Below are 18,930 nucleotides of genomic sequence, written 5' to 3' on the forward strand. Positions count from 1 at the left end.
TTAATAAACATCAGTAGTAGAAGTTTAGAGGCTAAACATAGGAAACAAGCAGGATAATGTCCATTAATAAATTAATTATTATAAAATGATGATAATTGTTTGACTTAATTATAATTTACCTGTATGATTCTAATCAAATGATATAGGTTAGGAGGAAATATCTTGAAATCTTTAATGAGTGCAACATTTTTTAGTTTTTATAACTATTTTTACTTTTACTTTTATTCAAGTAAGAGTGATTTATGTTGCACTCAAATAGGAGAACTTAAGATAGCATTTTCTAACTAGCTAATTGTCAGCTTAGAAAAGTATATCCAAAGACCTAGCAACTGGAATCACTACTAAAGGTGATTGCAGTCGCTAGGTCTTTTTATATATATTTTTAAATTCTAAGTAGTTTTTAATGAAGGAGACTGTCAAGATGACATTGCATTGACGATAATCTATACTCAACCATCCAAGGAGGATATAAAAATGATTGTAAAATTAAACCCGCAAACAAGAGAAGATGAATTAGATAAATTAACTTTAGCACTTAAACAAATGGAGCTGGATGTTACTTTATTACCACACACTAAAGGAATCACGCTAGAATTACATGGCATCGTGACCGATGACAAAATGGAGTTAATTACTCGATTACCAAAGGTTATTAAAACTGAAAAGATTCAATCCCCATATAAAAAAGCAAGTAAACAACTTCATCCTGACCCAAGTGTAATAGAGGTTGGAAATATTAAAATTGGTGGTGGGCATTTCGCAATGATCGGTGGTCCTTGTTCAATTGAAGATAAAGATCAATTAGAAAAAACAGCTGAATATGTGAAAGAAGCTGGTGGAAATATGCTTCGGGGTGGTGCGTTTAAACCTAGAACATCCCCTTATTCTTTCCAAGGATTAGGCAAGAGCGGGTTAGATATTATGAGTAGCGTTGGGCAAAAGTTGGATATGCCCATCGTTTCAGAAGTAATGTCAATTGATCAGATTGAATTATTTAAAGATGTTGATATGTTTCAAGTAGGAGCAAGAAATATGCAAAATTTTGATTTATTAAAAGCTTTGGGTAAAACAAACAAACCAATTCTCTTAAAACGAGGCATGTCAGCAACAATACAAGAATGGTTAATGAGTGCGGAATACATTATGTCTGAAGGTAATGAGAACGTGATACTTTGTGAGCGTGGTATTAGGACATTTGAAACTACAACACGAAATACTCAAGATCTCTCGGCAATTGCGATAGTAAAAGAATTAAGTCATCTCCCGATCGTGATTGATCCAAGCCATGCAGCTGGACGTCGTGATATTATCGAATCTTTATCTTTAGCTGCAATAGCAGCGGGTGCAGATGGTTTAATTATTGAAACCCATCCTGATCCCGATCACGCTGAATCGGACGGCGCACAATCTTTATATCCAGAACAATTCAAGCAATTAACTGAGAAAGTTTGGAAATTACATGCATTTATGAAGACATTAGAAAAGAACCGTGCAGACCAGGAGATGATTTGATGGAGAGAATTACAGTTCAAGTCAATAAACCTTATGATATTGTGATAGGGAAACAATTAATCGATAATGCGATAAAATATCTGAGTCAATTTATTCAAAAACGAAAAGTTTTAATTATCACAGAAGACAACGTAAACAAACATGGTTATTTGGATAAACTTAAATATTCTTTAGAAAATCATTGTGAAAATATTGAATTTCTTTCTCTACCACCTGGTGAAGCTCAAAAGAATTTGAGAAACGTCGAGCTAATCATTCGACACTTGGCAGATACCCATTTTACTCGAGATGATGTACTTATCGCCTTAGGTGGGGGAGTTATTGGGGATTTAGTAGGCTTTACAGCAAGTATTTATCTACGAGGAATCGCTTATATACAAGTTCCAACAACGTTTCTTTCCGCGATTGACTCATCTGTAGGTGGAAAAACCGCCGTCGATATCACACAAGGCAAGAATTTAGTCGGAGCTTTCCATCATCCTGTCTGTGTTCTGTGTGATACGAGTACATTTCAGTCTTTGCCGGCAGATATATTCGAAGATGGTTGTAGTGAATTAATCAAATACGCTATGATTATGAATCCAAAATTACTAAAAGAATTAATAGAGAGAGAACAGCCATTAAATAAAGAATCATCAGATTTACCTGAAATTATCTACGAATGCGTCAAAATGAAAAGAGATATCGTATTAAAAGATGAATTTGATCATGGCTTACGTCAATTACTCAATTTTGGTCATACTTTAGGACATGCTCTAGAGCAAGGAAGTCAGTATCGAATAAGTCACGGTCGAGGTGTTGCTATGGGTATGGCTGTTTTTACAAAAATGGCAGTTACTCAACAGCTTATACATAAGGATATCTATACTAGCCTTATACAATTATTGAATGAATATCATCTATTAAGCGAAATACCACCATATACGTCTGACCAACTGATAAATATAATGTTAAACGATAAAAAAAGACGGATGCATCAAATGACAATTGTCTTTCCTAATGAATTTGGGCAGTGTCGTTTACATGTTATCGATTTGAACACTTTTCAACAAAATTTTGAAAAGGAGTGGGAGCAATATGAAGTACATCAGAGATATTAGTGCAACCACTGGTTTTGCTGCAGTGATTGGATCGCCACTTAGTCATTCCAAATCACCTTTAATTTATAATACTAGTTTTGAATTGGATAAATTAAATTTAGTCTACCTAGCCTTCGAAACATCGGAAGATGAGACAATTGATCGCATTCAAGCCTTAAAAAGTTTGAATGCGATAGGTATTAATGTAACGATGCCTGGAAAATTCCAAGCACTACAGTGTGTTGATGAATTAGATCAAGCAGCCCAATATGTTCAATGCATTAATATGTTGATACCCAATAATGGAAGATGGATAGGCTTTAATACAGATGGCAAAGGGTTTTGGAATGCCGTTCAACAACAAGATGTCCTTTTAAAGAATCAAACTGTTACAATCTTTGGTTCTGGAAATACAACACGAATCATCTTGGCTCAGGCGGCATTAGAAGGCATTAAACATATCAATATTATTGCCAGAAATATTTACCGCCCATTAGCTATAAAAAATATCATTACTAGTTTAAAAGAAGACTTTCCGAACATCATTATTAATCTGATTGATTCGGCTGTTTCAAGTGAAGTAAAAATAGCCGTAACAAATGCTGATATATTAGTACAAACGACTTCAGTCGGAATGTCTCCGAATACAATGCAAACTGTATTAGAAAATGAAACTTGGTTAAATCCCAACACAGTCGTCTGCGATATTGTTTATGAACCCTTAATGACTCAATTTATCCAACAAGCACAACGCCGAGGCTGTAAGGTAATTACAGGTATTGATATGCTCGTTCATCAAGCAGCATTAAATTACACTTTGATGACAGGTTATCAAATGAATATCGAAACCATACAGAATATAATTAAACGTCATTCATAAAATAAAAGAAAGTTGGTAATGTACATGCTAAGATTTATTACTGCTGGAGAGTCACACGGGCCAAGTTTAACAACAATTATTGAAGGTCTACCTGCAGGTTTACCCATCAATGTTGAGAAAATTAATCATGAATTAGCGAAACGTCAAGAGGGTTACGGTCGAGGAAATCGAATGAAGATAGAAAGCGATACAGTAGAAATTACATCTGGAGTACGATATGGAAAGACATTAGGGTCACCCTTAACACTAATCGTAGCGAATCGTGATAATAAAAACTGGAAAAGTGTAATGAGTATCGAATCGAATGATGACCCGAAAAGTCGACAAAGACGTGCAGTTCAACGACCTCGTCCCGGACATGCCGATCTTGTAGGAGGAATAAAATACCATCATGAAGATTTAAGAAATGTCCTCGAACGTTCGTCAGCAAGAGAAACTGCGATGCGGGTTGCAATTGGATCTGTTGCAAAGCAATTATTAAACGAATTAGACATAGATATTGTTGCCTATGTTTGTGAATTAGGGGGTATTCAAGGTCAAGCTGATATTTCAAAATTATCTCTTACTGATATTCTAAAACTAGCTGATAAATCCCCTGTAAAGATGGTTGATTCAAGTCAAGAAGAGGCCGTTATTCAAAAGATAGATCAAACAAAACGAGATGGTAACACTTTAGGTGGCGTTGTAGAAGTGATTGCAGAAGGTTTGCCAATTGGTTTAGGTAGTTATACACAATTTGATAAAAAGCTAGATGGCAGACTGGCACAAGCTATGATGAGTATTAATGCATTTAAAGGTGTAGAAATAGGAGATGGATTTGAAATAGCACGACGATTCGGTAGTGAAGTGATGGATGAGATTGCTTATACACCAGAGAGAGGTTTCTACAGATTGAGTAATCATTTAGGTGGCTTAGAAGGCGGAATGACAAATGGTATGCCTGTCGTAATCCGTGGGGTAAAAAAACCTATCCCTACATTATATAAACCCCTTCAAAGTGTGGATATCTATACAAAGGAAAATTACGAAGCGAATATTGAAAGAAGTGATACGACTGCTGTTCCAGCAGCAAGCGTCGTTGCTCAAGCGGTAATTGCAACTGAATTAACACAAGCAATCTTAGAAAAATTTCCTCACGATAGTTTCATAGAACTTAAAGAAGCAGTGAATTCTTACAGAGAATACAGTAAAAATCCTGAAATGTGGCAAAACGGAGTGGACAGTCATGGCTAAAATATTAAAAGGTTCATTAAAAAATATTCAGTTTCAATTATCCGTTCCTGGAGATAAATCCATCTCACACCGAGCAATAATCATGGGCTCCATTGCTGAAGGTATGACAAAAGTTACTGGCTTTTTAAGATCAGAGGATTGTTTAAATACACTTCAAATAATGCGACAACTTGGCGTGGAAATTGATGATGATGGAGACACAGTGACTATTCATGGAAAAGGAATTAAACAATTACAAGAGTCGGGTAAACCATTATATGCAGGGAATTCTGGAACGACGATGAGACTATTAAGCGGTCTATTAGCGGGTCAAAACTTTAAAAGCACACTTATTGGCGATGAGTCCCTAAGTAAAAGACCGATGGATAGAATTATCAATCCATTAAAAAGCATGGGTGCAAATATTCAAGGTTTTGCAAATACGACTTTATCTCCTTTAATTATTCAACCCGTTGAAAAATTAAAAGCCATCAAATATGAGATGCCTGTCGCAAGTGCTCAAGTTAAATCAGCAATATTATTAGCAGGACTCTTATCAGAAGGTGAGACCACTATTATAGAGAAGGAAACAACACGAAATCATACCGAAGAAATGCTTGAGCAATTTGGTGTATCTCTTAATATAGAAGGTAAGACAATCATGTTAGAGGGTGGGCAACAACTCATTGGGCAAGATATAGATGTCCCTGGTGATATATCATCGGCAGCTTACTTTATTGCCGCTGGTTTACTATTATCAAATAGTAACATCGAAATAAAAAATGTAGGGATTAACAATACTCGTTCAGGAATTTTAGATGTTGTTAAAGCTATGGGTGGAAAAGTAATTGTTAACATACTGTCAAATCATTACAGTGCAGACATCAGCATTGAAACGAGTCAATTATTGGCTACAAATATTTCTGGATCAATCATACCGCGATTAATTGATGAAATCCCAGTTATTGCACTTTTAGCAACACAAGCTCAAGGGACGACATTAATAAAAGATGCTCACGAACTTCGTGTTAAAGAAACAGATCGAATTCAAGCAGTAGCGAAAGAATTAAGGAAAATGAATGCAAACATTGAAGAAACACATGATGGCTTAATTATTCACGGTCCAACTCCTTTAAAAGGAGCAAAAGTAAACAGTTATGGTGATCACAGAATTGGTATGATGCTACAAATAGCGGGACTTCTCATTCCAGCAAATGAAACTATTGAATTAGAGGATGCTGATTGTGTGAATATCAGCTATCCAACATTCTTTGATGAAATTGAATGTATGTCCCAAGCAGAAAAATAGACAAAAAATGAGGTGTTAACTATGATTCTAATTGGCTTTATGGGAGCAGGGAAGACATCTGTTGCCCAAACATTAAGCAAATCATTGAATATACCATGTTATGATTTAGATAAAGAAATTATCAAAAAGATACAAATGCCTTTGTCTGACTATTTTGATAAGTATGGTGAAACACAATTCAGACAACTTGAGCATCAATTTTTATTAAAATACTATTCAATTCCTGGAGTCATATCTACAGGTGGCGGTTGTATTGAAAACCATGCAAACAGGGCGATACTAAAAGAGACATCAAATGTAGTTTATTTAAGAGCAAATTTTGAAACATTACACTACCGGATAAATAATGACAAAATGAATTTTAGACCAATTGCTAAGAAGCGAACAACAGAGGAACTAAAAGCTTTATACATGAAGCGTTTAGTTTATTATGAAACTTGTGCTACTTACACGATTGATACCGATACACTAAACACACAAGAAGTTTCTGATAGAATCATTGCTATGATATAAATAAATAAAATTTGCATCTCTAATTTAAAATTAGTAAAATTAATATTATTCTAATAAGATTGGATGTTTTGTTAATTGAAAAACTTATATAAAGCACTGAAACAATTTAAAGAACAGGATTACAAAGAAAATAAGGATTTATATGAATCACTCAGTGAAATTCAGACACCCCATACATTATTTGTAGGCTGTTCTGACTCTAGAGTGAGTCCAGAACGCTTGTTGCAAGCATATCCAGGTGAGATTTTTCATATTAGAAATATTGCTAATATTGTCCCGCCAGCGGGGCAGAGCGTGAAATATGCTTCCACTACATCTGCTATAGAATATGCGGTCGAAGTTTTAAATGTAAAAAATATTATTATATGTGGTCATTCAAATTGTGGTGGGTGTGCAGCAAGTATTAATCCTCCTGAAAATAATGAGGAGTTACCATATACTAGTATTTGGATCTCACAATTAGAAAGCTTACGTCAACAAGTATCTAAAGAGTTACCAGATGAAGATATGACAGTTAAGGCTAATCGACTTGAAAAGTTAAATGTAATTCAACAATTAAGCAATCTAATGACTTATGAGAATATCAGAGATCGGGTTGAAAAAAATCAGTTAACGTTAAGTGGTTGGCATTATAGTATTGGTGACGGAGTGATATCAATATTCAACGATAAGGAAAACGATTTCATAGAATTATAAACAAAAAACCCCAGTCTGTAATTAATCGGACTGGGGTTTCTTTGACTTAATTTTATTCAAAACGACCAGCTAATGGTAAGGCATCTAAAAATTCTGAATCATGAGGGGATTCAGATTTAAAAAGATCAGTTGCATCAATACCAGCGGTTACCATATCTTGATGCTCACCATCTGCCCATGCACCAAAGTTTGTAACATTGTATACCGTACCATTTACAGCAATATAGGCTGGATTTCCATCTTTACCATCAAAATTAGCTAATTCATCCTCAGAAAAGACATAATCCACATGTTTTCCAACAATTTTTAAAGTACTTAACAGGTCATCTTCATGCGGTGAATCGTTTTCAAAGTTGTCAGTTGCGTCAGTTCCAGCGCTGATACCGTTATGTTCACCATTTGGCCAAGCTTCTTCATCAGTAACATCATAAACAATACCACGGACAGCAATTAAATTAGGTAATTCTTCATTTTCATTATTAAATTCAGCTAATAGATCATCAGAAACTTCCCAGTCATTATAAACTCCAACTTGATCTAATCCCTCTAAAGTGTCGATAGCATGAGGTGATTCAATGAAAAAACTCGAAGCATCGGTACCGACTTGAGCACCATTATGTTCACCATTTTCCCATTCAGCAATATCAGTAACGTCATATACATATCCAAATACTGCCACATAAGCTGGATTTCCATCTTGACCATTGGCTTCACTTAAATCAGCTTTACTGACTAATGGTAAACCATCCATTTGTGTATCTGTATCAGATTCAGAGTTTTCAACTTGTTCTGAACTGGCTTCAGAGATGTTTTCAGCTATAACCATACGTATGTCAGCGCCAAATAACACGCTAGCGGCTAATGAAACAGTTAATAATTTTTTTAATGATTTCTTCATAGCAAATTTCTCCTTTATAAAATATAAAAGTAACGGAGTGATTATTTTAATGATAAAAAAATTGACGTTATAATACAAATCATATGCCACGATATTAACCAAATAGATTTAGTAATATTAGTATCTTCATTAAATAAGTTCGATAATATATATTATGTAAACTCAATAATAAAAATTAACTTATCCAATATTTTTGCTATTTAATAGTTCATCCCTCTCTTTCCCATTGTCATAAATATATATGTCGATTCTAAGGTTAATTTAGATTATTATGCTTAGTCTTATGCGTAATAATAATCAGAGCCTTTATTTTACATTAGCTAATGATAGAAAATATATAAATATTTCTTTGATCCTGAAATTTTCGACCTATACGTCACTACATTTGTTTAGTGTTTTAAATAAGCACAATTCTTGTAGAAACATTTTATATTTCATCGCAAAAATAGTTTATTGAACTTGGATCAACTTTTACATCCATGATAAGATTTCATAATCGTGTAACCGCCTTCTTTTATCTAAATAATGATTTGTGATATTGCCTCTTGTATTTTCTTTATAAGTTGATGAAACTATTGTAATATTGCTTTAGATAGTTTAAAATGACTGTCTTATTAGTTCTAGAATTTATCCTTATAAACCTTGCAATTATACGCTTTTTATTGCATGTTTATTAATGATCAGGTCAAAGTGCTAATATTCAACTAATTTAAATTTTAAAAATAAATGAAAACGAAGGTGAATCGTCAAATGGATATTGTCATTATAGGTGGAGGTAAAGTTGGTGAAATTCTTTGCCAAGAACTAGCATTGGAGAATAATAATGTCGTCCTCATCGAAGCTAATTCTGAAAGATTGAATCGTATTATTAATAAAAATGATATTACAGGCTTAGTCGGTGATGGAGCGGATTATGATAACTTAGTCGAAGCTGGCGTTGAACAGTGCGATATGTTTATAGCTGTGACTCCTGAAGATGAAACAAATATTATAAGTTCTATTATAGCTAAGCAACTGGGTGCCAAATATACTATTGCCCGGGTAAGAAATCCTAAGTATACGAATCATATTGAATTCGTACGTGATAGCCTAGGTATCGACTTGGTTATCAATCCAGAAATGGTGGCAGCTCGTTATATTACCAAAAGTATCGAATTTCCGCATTCACTCAGTATTGAACAATTCGGTAAAGGTCGAGTCAATTTAGTTGAACTAGAAATTAAAGCCGGCAGTCCACTGGTCGATCAGTCTTTAAATCAGTTTAGAAATGAATATGGTGAAGTATTAATTTGCGCCCTAACCCATGATAAACAAACTATTATTCCCAGTGGGCAATCAGTCTTAAGAGTTGGGGATCGTGTTTATGTTACGGGATCTCGAGAAGATTTAGCAAACTTTTATTTCAAAGCTGGTTACCGTGAAGAGAAAACTAAGTCGGTTTTAATTATCGGCGGTGGCCGTGTGACCTATTACACGCTTCATCTGTTAAGTAAAATGGATATCGATATAAAAGTCATCGAATTAAATGAAGAAAAAGCTTTAGATCTTAGTCACCGCTTCCCACAAGTAGTAGTAATTAAAGGTGATGGTATGGAGCAAGAATTGTTATTAGAAGAACGTATTGAAAGCTTTGACGCAGTTTTAAGTTTGGCGGGTATCGACGAGGAAAACATTATCAACTCAATGTACGCCCTATCTTTAGGTATTAAAAAAGTTATGACAAAAGTAAGTCGAACTGACTTATTAAAAATATTAGGTGATTCAGACTTACAAGCCATTGTTACACCTAAACGATTAATAACAAACAAGATTTTACGTTACGTTCGCTCATTAAGAAATGCAACAGCATCTAATGTAGAGGCTTTGATTCGAATTGCTGATAATCAAGTTGAGACCTTGCAATTTCTTGTTAAAGAAAGTAGTCGTGTTGTGAATATCAAGCTAAGAGATTTAAATACAAAAGACAATTTATTAATTGCCTACATAATACGGGGTTCTCAACTGATTTATCCTACGGGCGAGGATGTTATTTTAGCTGATGATCATGTCCTAATCGTGACCAAACATAAAGCGTTTAACGACATTGATGATATCTTAAGGTAAGGAGGCCCTAATGAATACACAATTTATCCGCTATACACTCGGAAATATCTTAATGATTCTGGCTGGCCTGATGTTATTACCTTTGATCGTCAGTGTAATCTACCAAGAAAGCTGGGTAAATATAGCAAGTTTTCTTGGTACTTCTCTAGTGACTCTTGTTATTGGTTTTGCCCTATCTCGAACAAAATTGCATCGACGTACTTTTTATGCGAGCGAAGGCTTTACGATAGTTTCTCTATCTTGGATTTTAATTTCTTTTTTTAGTGCGATTCCGTTTGTTATTAGTAAACAGATTCCATCTTTTGTTGATGCCTTTTTTGAAATGGCGAGTGGCTTTACAACAACTGGTGCCAGTATTTTACTTGATGTGGAGGCTTTATCGCATTCAATGTTGTTTTGGCGTAGTTTCAGCCACTTTGTAGGTGGAATGGGAGTCTTAGTGTTCGCATTAGCCATATTGCCAAAAGCCGAGTCTTCCTCTGTACATATCATGAAGGCTGAAATGACTGGACCAACCTTTGGTAAACTGGTTTCAAGATTGTCTTCAACGGCTCGAATATTATATTTCATTTATTTTACCTTCATGATGATTACACTAGTTTGTTTGTATCTTGCCGGTTTACCATTTTTCGAGTCGATATTATTGGCTTTTGGGACAGCAGGAACGGGTGGTTTCGGAGTGTTGAATGGAAGTATTGCTCCTTATGATAGCTTTACAGTTGAGATGATATTAAGTATCGGCATGATAATATTCAGTATTAATTTCAATTTGTTCTATCTAGTCTATATTCATCAGGCGAAACGAATTCTAAAAAGTGAAGAACTTCGTTGGTTTCTAGCAATTATTGCGATTGCTGTGCTTTTAATCTCAATAAATTTAATCTCAACATCTTATGGTGTTAGCAATGCATTTCGTGATAGTTTCTTTACGGTTGCTTCCATTATATCGACTACGGGTTATTCAACTGCCCTCTTTGATCATTGGCCTTTATTCTCTCAGTTAATACTCATTCTTTTGATGTTTGTTGGAGGAATGGCTGGCTCAACAGCAGGTGGTTTGAAGGTCTCACGTATTTTGCTTTTAGTTAAAATAGGTTGGGCAGAAATAAAACAAACAATACGACCTAATCGTGTCGTTGCCATCGATTATGAAGGTAGACGTATTGACTCTAAATTAGCCAATACAGTCTTGAGCTACTTGGTGGTCTATATTATTATTTTTATTGTGGCGGTGCTTGTCATTAGTTTAGAAACACCAAACCTACTATCCTCTTTTAGTACTGTGGCAGCAACCCTTAATAACATTGGACCTGGTCTAGGCATTGTGGGACCCTCTCAAAATTTTGCTCATTTTAGTCCATTTATCAAAATATTCCTATCATTCATTATGATCATGGGACGTTTAGAAATATTTCCAATGATAATTTTGTTTGCACCGAATACATGGCTGAAACGCTATTAATCAACAATAAAATTTTAGCATTATAAAAAACATAGTGAGTGCTCTAAATTTCGAAAGAGTCTCACTATGTTTTTTGTTACTTTCATTTTTATGCGGCAGTGTTATAAATCATTTATAAAACTTAGGAAACACATCTTCTAAATCATTAACAGCATCGCTCAGTATTTGTTGCTCATCGATGGGTTGTATTGTAGTCCCTTGTGCACGTGCAATATATGTTTCATTGAATCCCATAATATTTTCAAACATTTCTTTTAGATAATAGTAACTAAATTCCAATGGCGAGTATCTATCATTATTTGTATAGATACTACCACTCGATTGAATTATAAGTAGATTTCGATCATCACTCATCAAACCTACAGATCCTGATTCTGTATATTTAAAGGTTTCTCTAGCAATCAGTATATTATCCAAATAATCTTTTAGTTTAGAAGGAATATTAAAGTTATGGAGTGGCAACACAATAACAATGCGTTTATGATCTTTAAACTCATCTAACAATGAGCTGCTTTGCAAACTGACTTCTTTTTCAGATTCAGTTAAAATTTCATTGTTTTGTTGCTTATTCCATACGTCAATTAAGCTGTTTTTCTCAATCTTTGGAATGTCAGTATCATATATATTTATTACTGTTAAATTTTCATCGCCAAATCGTTCCTTGTAAAGTGCTAAAAATTTCTTTTGTAATTTAGACGAGTATGTATTCTCATTAGTCCAATTTGGATGTGAGTTAATCAATAGTGTTTTGTTCAATCTAATCACCTTTCAAAGTTAAATAATTTTCTTTCATTTTTGATATATTTAGTTTACCATTTAAAGGTGCCAACTAATGACACCTTTGGGAGGGAAAGATGAAAAAATCAGAAAGATTACCTAATGAGCTGATTTATTTAAAGAATAAACAATTTTTTAACTTAAAGGATTTGATGGAAGAATTTAATATATCTAGACGTACAGCTATTAGGGATATTGAAAGTTTAGAGAATCTAGGCTTAGCTATCTATTCGACTCAAGGCCAAAATGGTGGCTACTATATACTCGATCAAGAACTGATGATACCTATTCAATTCACAGAGAATGAAATCCATACGTTATTTTATGCTTTAAAAGCACTAGAGTCGCTGACTGATAATCCTTTTGATTCTTCATATGTGTTACTGCAAAACAAGCTTAAAACAACTTTAAATAATAAACAGTTAGATAAATTAGATAGAATTCTCTCAGTTATGAACTACTATAGTATTAAACCTTTGAATCAATCGAAATTTTTAACTTCCGTACTAAACTCCATTATTAACGAAACGGCAATTGAAGTTGAGTATAAACAATTCGATTTTGAAAAGATTGTTATTCAAGTAAGTGAATTGTTTTACCGTCAAGGTATTTGGTTTTTTAGTGCCTATGATTTTAATAAGAAAGCTTGGCGTACGCTTCGAACAGATGCCATATTAAACTTAAAGACCATGATAGATTTTGAAGAGACTTTAAGTTTGAATGAATTAAAAACATTACAAAAAGATACAGATGGAAAATTAAATACAATACCATTTAGATGTTTGATTAATAAACGCGGTGTAGAGACATTTAAGAAGAGCCGTTACCCTAACATGCATCTAATTACTGAAGGTGACAAGCATTATATCGTAGGGTATTTTAATCCTGAGGAAATTACTTATATGGCTGAATATATGATAAAATTCGGTAAAAATATCGTGATTGAGTCCCCTCCTCTATTAAAAGAAAAGTACTTTGAATTAGTAAAAGATATTCTTGATTTGTATTAGCCGACCTTTAAAGACAAGTAAACCCAATATTCTGGATATTGGATTGTTTGTTATATATTTATTTTCTCGCTTTATGTACTTTTAATTTTTTACCTTTAACTGTGCGGTTTTGCATTTCAGAGATGACATAAGGTCCCATATTATTCAGTATTTCAACATATGTAACATTTTCTTGAATGGTAATAATTCCAATGTCCTCGGCTTCGACACCTTTAATATTCGTTAATGTTCCAACAAAGTCGATGGCTCTGAGTTTTTTCTTTTTACCGCCATTGAAGTAGACTCTCGTAATATCTTTATTCAGTTCTTTATTACGAGCTGTTTTCAACACAGGTCTAGAGTTAATTTTTTTCTCAAAAGCTGTCTTACGACTCATTACTTGGCGATTGCTCGGTGCGTTTATCTCCGTAAATTGCATACCAGCTTCTTTAGCATACTCACTTACTTCTTGCCAACGCTTCATCTCATTATCGCTAATTAAAGTTAAGGCAACCCCTGTTTTCCCTGCACGACCTGTTCTACCAGTTCTGTGCGTGAAACTTTCATTCTCAAAAGGCACATTATAATTGATAACATGCGTCACGTTATCAACATCGATGCCGCGAGATGCAACATCGGTTGCAACCAAATAACGTAATTTACCAATTCTAAATTCCTGCATGACGTCTGAGCGGTCATCCTGATCCATTCCGCCATGTAATTTATCAATAGGAATCCCAGCTTTTGCTAAATAGCTATCGACTTCATCAACCACCTCGCGTGTGTTACAAAAAATGATACACGTATCAGGATTTTCAATTGTTAATAGATCCAACAATAACTTTTCTTTAGGTAAATCTTGAACTCGAATATAAGATTGTGAAATGTCAGGTGTATTTTCTTCTGATTTTTCCATTTTTATTGTCTTATGGTCTTTTTTCATATAAAAGAATGCGAGTCGTTCGATTTCAGACGGCATTGTCGCTGAAAATAACATCGTTTGACGTTCTTTAGGTAGATAATCAATAATGTCTTCAACTTGTTGTATAAAGCCCATATTCAGCATTTCATCCGCTTCATCAAGAATTAAACTCTTAATTTCATCTACATTCAAAGTACCTTCTTGAAGATGCTCTAAGATACGACCGGGTGTACCCACTACAATATGACTTTTTTGTTTTAATTCGGATTTTTGAGTTTTGAATGAAGATTTACCAAAGACAGCCGTCACTTTAATTCGTTTAAAACGACCGATATTCATAATATCTTCTTTAATTTGCATCGCTAATTCACGTGTTGGTACTAAGATTAAAGCTTGTGGTTTATTCTCTTCCCAAATAACTTGCTCACAAAGTGGAATGCCGTAAGCCGCCGTCTTACCACTTCCTGTTTGCGATTCAGTGAGAATGTCCTCATTATTTAATGCGAGTGGAATAATTTCTTGTTGTACCGGTGTTGGTTGGTAATATCGGAGGCTATCTAGTGCTTTAGTAATTTCCGAGCTGATGCCCATTGATTCAAATGTGATTTTTTTCATATTTTCCTACTTTCTTTACTACGTCGCATCAGTATATCAGATTGTCTGATAAATTGTATGATAAATTATAATAAATCACATAAAAACTGCTCTAAATGATATAGAGCAGTTCCATAAATTGTTTAACGACTAATTAAGACATCACATTGGGCATTTCGAACAACATAATCTGTAATTGACCCAATAAGCATCTTTGCTACACGACCTTTACCTGTCGCTCCTAATACAATTAAATCAATGGACCAACGGTCTACTAATACTTCAGCAATTTGGGTACGGGGATCTCCATAAATTAATTCTGCTTCTAAAGAAACCCTTTCATTTCTGGCAAACTCTTTTAATGAGTTTAAAAGCGATTCACGTTGTTCCTTAGGAATATCTTGACCATCATCTTCTTTAACTACTCGAACTAAATACACATTACTATCCCATTGTCTTGCTAAACGGACGCCTTGTTTGAATGAATCGATCGACTGTTGTGACCCGTCAACTGGCAAAAGTATATTTTCATATATTTTTGACATTAGTATCAACACCTCTCTGTATTGTAAGCGTAACCAACCTATCTATATTCATTATAAAACATACATCAGAATAAGCAAGAATTAAAGATAGTAAAATGAATATAATCAATATACAACAAAAAAGAATACACCTGCCTGTTCGCAGATGTATTCGTATATGTGTTTATTAAAAGGGATTATAAAATCTTCCACCATTAACAAAGAATAATAAAATTCCAATGACGGTAATTATAACGATCAAAGCCAAGGCGATAACATCTTTTTTAGTAAAAGGTCTATATCTATACCATGTTCTTGATTTATTTTTCCCAAAGCGACGTAACTCCATTGCTTGGCTTATAATTTCAATTCGATTTAAGCTACTAAAGATTAAAGGCATAATAATCTGTGCAGATCGCGTTATTCGTTTCATTAGTGACGTTTTCCGACTCATCTCCAGACCGCGTGCTTGTTGAGCTTGTCTAATCTCAAAAAAACTGTCTTGAATATCTGGAATATAACGTAATGCCAATGATACAGCGTAACTAATTCGGTACGATACACCAATTCGATTTAAACTTGAAGCAAATTCACTCGGATCTGTTGTGAATATAAATATTAAAGCTAAGGGAATGGTCGTAAAGTACTTAATTGCGACATTAAACTCATAAAATAATTGTTCTGCCGTAATTGTATACCGTCCGATGCCATCAAATAGCACTGTTCGCGAGTTATACAATTGTACGCCATACTCTGGTTCAAAGATATATATTGTAAGTAAATTTAAGATAGAAAATACTAAAACAAAATAGATTAATACTTTAATATTTCTCCATGGAATACGTGCGATATAGAACAAAATTAAACTAAAGATTGTCATTGCCACTAAAAATCGAGTGTCAAAGCTAGTCATTACAATTAAGGATAATAAGATAAAACTAATCAACTTTGTGGAGCCACTTAGATTATGTATGATTGTCTTATTAGGGATGTAACCAAATAAATTCTCTTGACTCATCAGCGCATCCCCCTCTCATAACGCATAAAGCGTCCAATAAAATCTTCTGAAGTCATCGAAGGTAAAAGTTTACCTAATTGGTATAGACTTGTCTCAGTAAGATGGGCGGCTTTTAATAAATGAGTATTAGAAAACAACTCTGATGGATTCGTATCGGCTAATAATTTACCTGTATCAAACACCAATGTTCGATCTGTATACTCTTGCATTAAATGCATATCATGCGTAATCATTAGAATAGTCATGTCTCTTTCAAGATTGAGTTGGTTAAGAAATTGCATCATATCAGTATAATGCGCGTAATCCTGTCCTGCTGTTGGTTCATCTAAGATAAGAATTTTAGGATCTAAAACAAGGATACTCGCAATTGTCACCCTTCTCTTCTGCCCATAACTTAAAGCCGAGATTGGCCAATTACGGTATGGATATAAGCCACAAATTTTTAAAGTATCAAACACTTTTTCTTCAATGTCACTTTCTTTCCATCCGCGATTAATTAAACCTAAAGCAACTTCATCGTAAATCATAGTTTTTGAAATCATATTGTTTGGATTTTGCATAATAAAACCAACCGTATCCGCAATTTCTTTAATGGATAAATCGCGAATCTCTTCGTTATTTACGATGATTTTCCCAGAACTTGGCTTCACAAAACCACTAATTGCTTTTGCTAATGTTGATTTACCGGCACCATTAGTCCCGACAATACTGATCATTTCGCCTTCATTTACTGAGAATTTAATATCAGACAAGGTTTGGACATTAGTTTCTGAATTATACGAGAAATTAAAGTGGTCGACTCTCAATATAGTATCTTTTTCATTAAAATCTTCTTCGTGTGTCACTTGACTCGCCCACTCTTCAAGAAGCTTGATATCTTCAGATAATAGATTTATTTGGCTGAAAGTGTTCACATGATTATATTTATTAATATCAATCCCAGCGTACTTCATCGCTGTTAAATAAAGCGGTTCTCTAACACCAACTTCTTGTAAGACCGTGCTTTTTAATAGTTCCGTTGGTGATGAATCAAACACTAGTTTACCTTCATCAATGACCAAGATACGATCAATATCTGCTAAAAGAGCCTCTTCTAAACGATGTTCTACTATTATTGTTGTATAGTTGTGCTTTTTGCTTAATTGGTTGATTAAACGCATTGTATCCGCACCTGATGCCGGATCTAAGTTTGCTAATGGCTCATCAAATAATAAGATAGGCGCATTATTAACTAGAATGCCACTAATTGAAACACGCTGCTTCTGGCCACCAGAAAGTTTATTCGGCATGCTTTGAAGTAAGTCATCAATTTCTAGAGTTTCACTCCAATTCTCGACAATGGTTTGCATCTTTTCTTGCTCCACACCATCGTTTTCTAATGCGAAGGCAATATCTTCAGCAACTGTTAGGCCAACAAATTGTCCATCTGTATCTTGTAAAACCGTTCCTACTTCTAAGGATAAGTCAAAAATAGAGCTCGTTTGTACTTCTTTTCCATTGACTGAAACAAACCCGTCAAGTTGACCTGGATATGTATTTGGTATTTGCCCATTAATACAACGAGCGATTGTCGACTTCCCTGATCCACTCGGTCCAACAATTAATATTGTTTCACCGGCGTAAACATCAAAGTTTATATCGATGAGATTTTTTTCTGCCTGACTATCATATTGAAAATTAACTTTTTCAAATTTGATCATCGGCGCTCTTTTTTCTTGAAGGTCCATATAAATTACTCTTTCGTTAAACTTCCACTTTTAGTTCGCGTTTTTGTATAGGCAGTAATCAGTAACGTCCCTAATACTCCGACGGCAATTGAATTTATAGCAGCTGATACAAAGCCTTGGACAAACACTTTATTAGCAGGTTCCGAATAAATTAGAATATCTAGAAGCGGTGCAGTAATTCCCCATGCAAGGACATTAGTAATAACTTGTCCAATATTAAAAGTAATCATATCTTTTTTAGTAAATTCACCTGAATGAATATTTAAGCGTTTAGCAATCAATCCATAACCAAAACCAGTTACACCTGAAGAGAGCACCCAACTCCACCATAAACCATAAGTAAGTAAATCTTTAATTGCATGCCCGATTAAACCAATTAATAAACCCACTACTGGTCCGTAAATGACAGACATTAAAGCTAAAAATGGATATGTCGTTTCAATACTTGTGTTTGGAACTCCCGTAGGAATTGAAAGGAAACGTCCTAGAATGAAGAAGACAGCTGCACCAATACCTACAGCAACGAGTTTAATTATAGATGAATTATTATTATTATTCATAATTCTATTCTCCTTTTACTTTTTTAATTCGCCGATTGTAAAATTAAGCTAGACAACTAAAACAGCCATTTGTGGTACACTCAACTTGTAATTCCGACCAAAGAATACAAAGGAGTGACCACAAATGACCTACACCCATCTTACCACGGATGAAC

The 18,930-nt window shown here is 34.3% G+C and carries 17 protein-coding genes; 10 read left to right on the top strand and 7 right to left on the bottom strand.

Annotated elements, in window-relative coordinates; genetic code table 11:
• The first annotated feature begins 474 nt into the window (after nucleotides 1-474).
• The 7 genes from aroF to ACEN4N_RS03215 all read left to right on the top strand — a co-directional run bounded on the left by aroF (nucleotide 475) and on the right by ACEN4N_RS03215 (nucleotide 7,201).
• Complete coding sequence (gene aroF / locus ACEN4N_RS03185) at nucleotides 475-1,512, top strand: 3-deoxy-7-phosphoheptulonate synthase (RefSeq protein ID WP_407093672.1); 1,038 nt, start codon at nucleotides 475-477, stop codon at nucleotides 1,510-1,512.
• Nucleotides 1,512-2,612, top strand: a complete 1,101-nt coding sequence (aroB, locus tag ACEN4N_RS03190) for a 3-dehydroquinate synthase (RefSeq protein WP_407093674.1) — start codon at nucleotides 1,512-1,514, stop codon at nucleotides 2,610-2,612. The genes aroF and aroB overlap by 1 nt, the downstream gene beginning before the upstream one ends.
• Nucleotides 2,590-3,471: a shikimate dehydrogenase family protein gene (locus tag ACEN4N_RS03195; protein WP_407093675.1), complete on the top strand. Its 882-nt coding sequence runs from the start codon at nucleotides 2,590-2,592 to the stop codon at nucleotides 3,469-3,471. Before aroB ends, ACEN4N_RS03195 begins: the two co-directional genes overlap by 23 nt.
• A 24-nt stretch (nucleotides 3,472-3,495) precedes the next feature.
• Nucleotides 3,496-4,704 carry a chorismate synthase gene (gene aroC, locus ACEN4N_RS03200; RefSeq protein WP_407093677.1) on the top strand — a complete coding sequence of 403 codons (1,209 nt, stop codon included), beginning with the start codon at nucleotides 3,496-3,498 and terminating at the stop codon, nucleotides 4,702-4,704.
• On the top strand, nucleotides 4,697-5,992 hold the full coding sequence (gene aroA, locus ACEN4N_RS03205; protein ID WP_407093678.1) for a 3-phosphoshikimate 1-carboxyvinyltransferase: 1,296 nt from the start codon (nucleotides 4,697-4,699) through the stop codon (nucleotides 5,990-5,992). Before aroC ends, aroA begins: the two co-directional genes overlap by 8 nt.
• Before the next feature lie 21 nt (nucleotides 5,993-6,013).
• On the top strand, nucleotides 6,014-6,505 hold the full coding sequence (locus tag ACEN4N_RS03210; RefSeq protein WP_407093680.1) for a shikimate kinase: 492 nt from the start codon (nucleotides 6,014-6,016) through the stop codon (nucleotides 6,503-6,505).
• 75 nt (nucleotides 6,506-6,580) lie between these two features.
• Nucleotides 6,581-7,201: a carbonic anhydrase gene (locus ACEN4N_RS03215; protein WP_407093682.1), complete on the top strand. Its 621-nt coding sequence runs from the start codon at nucleotides 6,581-6,583 to the stop codon at nucleotides 7,199-7,201.
• Nucleotides 7,202-7,253: 52 nt separating this feature from the next.
• Here the strand turns inward: ACEN4N_RS03215 and ACEN4N_RS03220 are convergent, their stop codons facing one another.
• Complete coding sequence (locus ACEN4N_RS03220; RefSeq protein WP_407093683.1) at nucleotides 7,254-8,099, bottom strand: cytochrome b5 domain-containing protein; 846 nt, start codon at nucleotides 8,097-8,099, stop codon at nucleotides 7,254-7,256.
• 750 nt (nucleotides 8,100-8,849) lie between these two features.
• Here ACEN4N_RS03220 and trkA point away from each other — a divergent pair.
• Together trkA and ACEN4N_RS03230 are read left to right on the top strand one after the other, a co-directional pair.
• Complete coding sequence (gene trkA, locus ACEN4N_RS03225) at nucleotides 8,850-10,202, top strand: Trk system potassium transporter TrkA (RefSeq protein WP_407090200.1); 1,353 nt, start codon at nucleotides 8,850-8,852, stop codon at nucleotides 10,200-10,202.
• A gap of 10 nt (nucleotides 10,203-10,212) precedes the next feature.
• On the top strand, nucleotides 10,213-11,664 hold the full coding sequence (locus ACEN4N_RS03230; RefSeq protein ID WP_407090199.1) for a TrkH family potassium uptake protein: 1,452 nt from the start codon (nucleotides 10,213-10,215) through the stop codon (nucleotides 11,662-11,664).
• Nucleotides 11,665-11,772: 108 nt separating this feature from the next.
• Here ACEN4N_RS03230 and ACEN4N_RS03235 read toward each other — a convergent pair whose 3' ends face one another.
• Nucleotides 11,773-12,420, bottom strand: a complete 648-nt coding sequence (locus tag ACEN4N_RS03235; RefSeq protein WP_407093685.1) for an FMN-dependent NADH-azoreductase — start codon at nucleotides 12,418-12,420, stop codon at nucleotides 11,773-11,775.
• Nucleotides 12,421-12,518: 98 nt separating this feature from the next.
• Here ACEN4N_RS03235 and ACEN4N_RS03240 point away from each other — a divergent pair, with 98 nt between their 5' ends.
• The gene (locus ACEN4N_RS03240; RefSeq protein WP_407090197.1) at nucleotides 12,519-13,451 is read left to right on the top strand and encodes a helix-turn-helix transcriptional regulator; all 933 of its coding nucleotides are present in this window, start codon (nucleotides 12,519-12,521) and stop codon (nucleotides 13,449-13,451) included.
• Nucleotides 13,452-13,509: 58 nt separating this feature from the next.
• Here ACEN4N_RS03240 and ACEN4N_RS03245 read toward each other — a convergent pair whose 3' ends face one another.
• The 5 genes from ACEN4N_RS03245 to ACEN4N_RS03265 all read right to left on the bottom strand — a co-directional run bounded on the left by ACEN4N_RS03245 (nucleotide 13,510) and on the right by ACEN4N_RS03265 (nucleotide 18,775).
• Nucleotides 13,510-14,967 (bottom strand): DEAD/DEAH box helicase, encoded by a 1,458-nt coding sequence (locus ACEN4N_RS03245; RefSeq protein WP_407090196.1) that lies wholly within the window; start codon nucleotides 14,965-14,967, stop codon nucleotides 13,510-13,512.
• 122 nt (nucleotides 14,968-15,089) lie between these two features.
• On the bottom strand, nucleotides 15,090-15,491 hold the full coding sequence (locus tag ACEN4N_RS03250) for a universal stress protein (RefSeq protein WP_407090195.1): 402 nt from the start codon (nucleotides 15,489-15,491) through the stop codon (nucleotides 15,090-15,092).
• A gap of 166 nt (nucleotides 15,492-15,657) precedes the next feature.
• Complete coding sequence (locus ACEN4N_RS03255; RefSeq protein ID WP_407090194.1) at nucleotides 15,658-16,488, bottom strand: energy-coupling factor transporter transmembrane component T family protein; 831 nt, start codon at nucleotides 16,486-16,488, stop codon at nucleotides 15,658-15,660.
• Nucleotides 16,488-18,215, bottom strand: coding sequence for an ABC transporter ATP-binding protein (locus ACEN4N_RS03260; RefSeq protein WP_407093686.1), 1,728 nt, complete (start codon nucleotides 18,213-18,215; stop codon nucleotides 16,488-16,490). The genes ACEN4N_RS03255 and ACEN4N_RS03260 overlap by 1 nt, the downstream gene beginning before the upstream one ends.
• 5 nt (nucleotides 18,216-18,220) lie before the next feature.
• Nucleotides 18,221-18,775 (bottom strand): ECF-type riboflavin transporter substrate-binding protein, encoded by a 555-nt coding sequence (locus ACEN4N_RS03265; protein WP_407093688.1) that lies wholly within the window; start codon nucleotides 18,773-18,775, stop codon nucleotides 18,221-18,223.
• Nucleotides 18,776-18,930: the final 155 nt, after the last annotated feature.

This window comes from Ruoffia sp. FAM 20857, from assembly GCF_045528645.1.
Lineage (GTDB): Bacteria > Bacillota > Bacilli > Lactobacillales > Aerococcaceae > Ruoffia > Ruoffia halotolerans.

Coding starts and splice junctions, on each gene's coding strand:
- aroF (WP_407093672.1), top strand. CDS start 475: ATGATTGTAAAATTAAACCCGCAAACAAGAGAAGATGAATTAGATAAA.
- aroB (WP_407093674.1), top strand. CDS start 1,512: ATGGAGAGAATTACAGTTCAAGTCAATAAACCTTATGATATTGTGATA.
- ACEN4N_RS03195 (WP_407093675.1), top strand. CDS start 2,590: ATGAAGTACATCAGAGATATTAGTGCAACCACTGGTTTTGCTGCAGTG.
- aroC (WP_407093677.1), top strand. CDS start 3,496: ATGCTAAGATTTATTACTGCTGGAGAGTCACACGGGCCAAGTTTAACA.
- aroA (WP_407093678.1), top strand. CDS start 4,697: ATGGCTAAAATATTAAAAGGTTCATTAAAAAATATTCAGTTTCAATTA.
- ACEN4N_RS03210 (WP_407093680.1), top strand. CDS start 6,014: ATGATTCTAATTGGCTTTATGGGAGCAGGGAAGACATCTGTTGCCCAA.
- ACEN4N_RS03220 (WP_407093683.1), bottom strand. CDS start 8,099: ATGAAGAAATCATTAAAAAAATTATTAACTGTTTCATTAGCCGCTAGC.
- trkA (WP_407090200.1), top strand. CDS start 8,850: ATGGATATTGTCATTATAGGTGGAGGTAAAGTTGGTGAAATTCTTTGC.
- ACEN4N_RS03230 (WP_407090199.1), top strand. CDS start 10,213: ATGAATACACAATTTATCCGCTATACACTCGGAAATATCTTAATGATT.
- ACEN4N_RS03240 (WP_407090197.1), top strand. CDS start 12,519: ATGAAAAAATCAGAAAGATTACCTAATGAGCTGATTTATTTAAAGAAT.
- ACEN4N_RS03245 (WP_407090196.1), bottom strand. CDS start 14,967: ATGAAAAAAATCACATTTGAATCAATGGGCATCAGCTCGGAAATTACT.
- ACEN4N_RS03250 (WP_407090195.1), bottom strand. CDS start 15,491: ATGTCAAAAATATATGAAAATATACTTTTGCCAGTTGACGGGTCACAA.
- ACEN4N_RS03255 (WP_407090194.1), bottom strand. CDS start 16,488: ATGAGTCAAGAGAATTTATTTGGTTACATCCCTAATAAGACAATCATA.
- ACEN4N_RS03260 (WP_407093686.1), bottom strand. CDS start 18,215: ATGGACCTTCAAGAAAAAAGAGCGCCGATGATCAAATTTGAAAAAGTT.
- ACEN4N_RS03265 (WP_407093688.1), bottom strand. CDS start 18,775: ATGAATAATAATAATAATTCATCTATAATTAAACTCGTTGCTGTAGGT.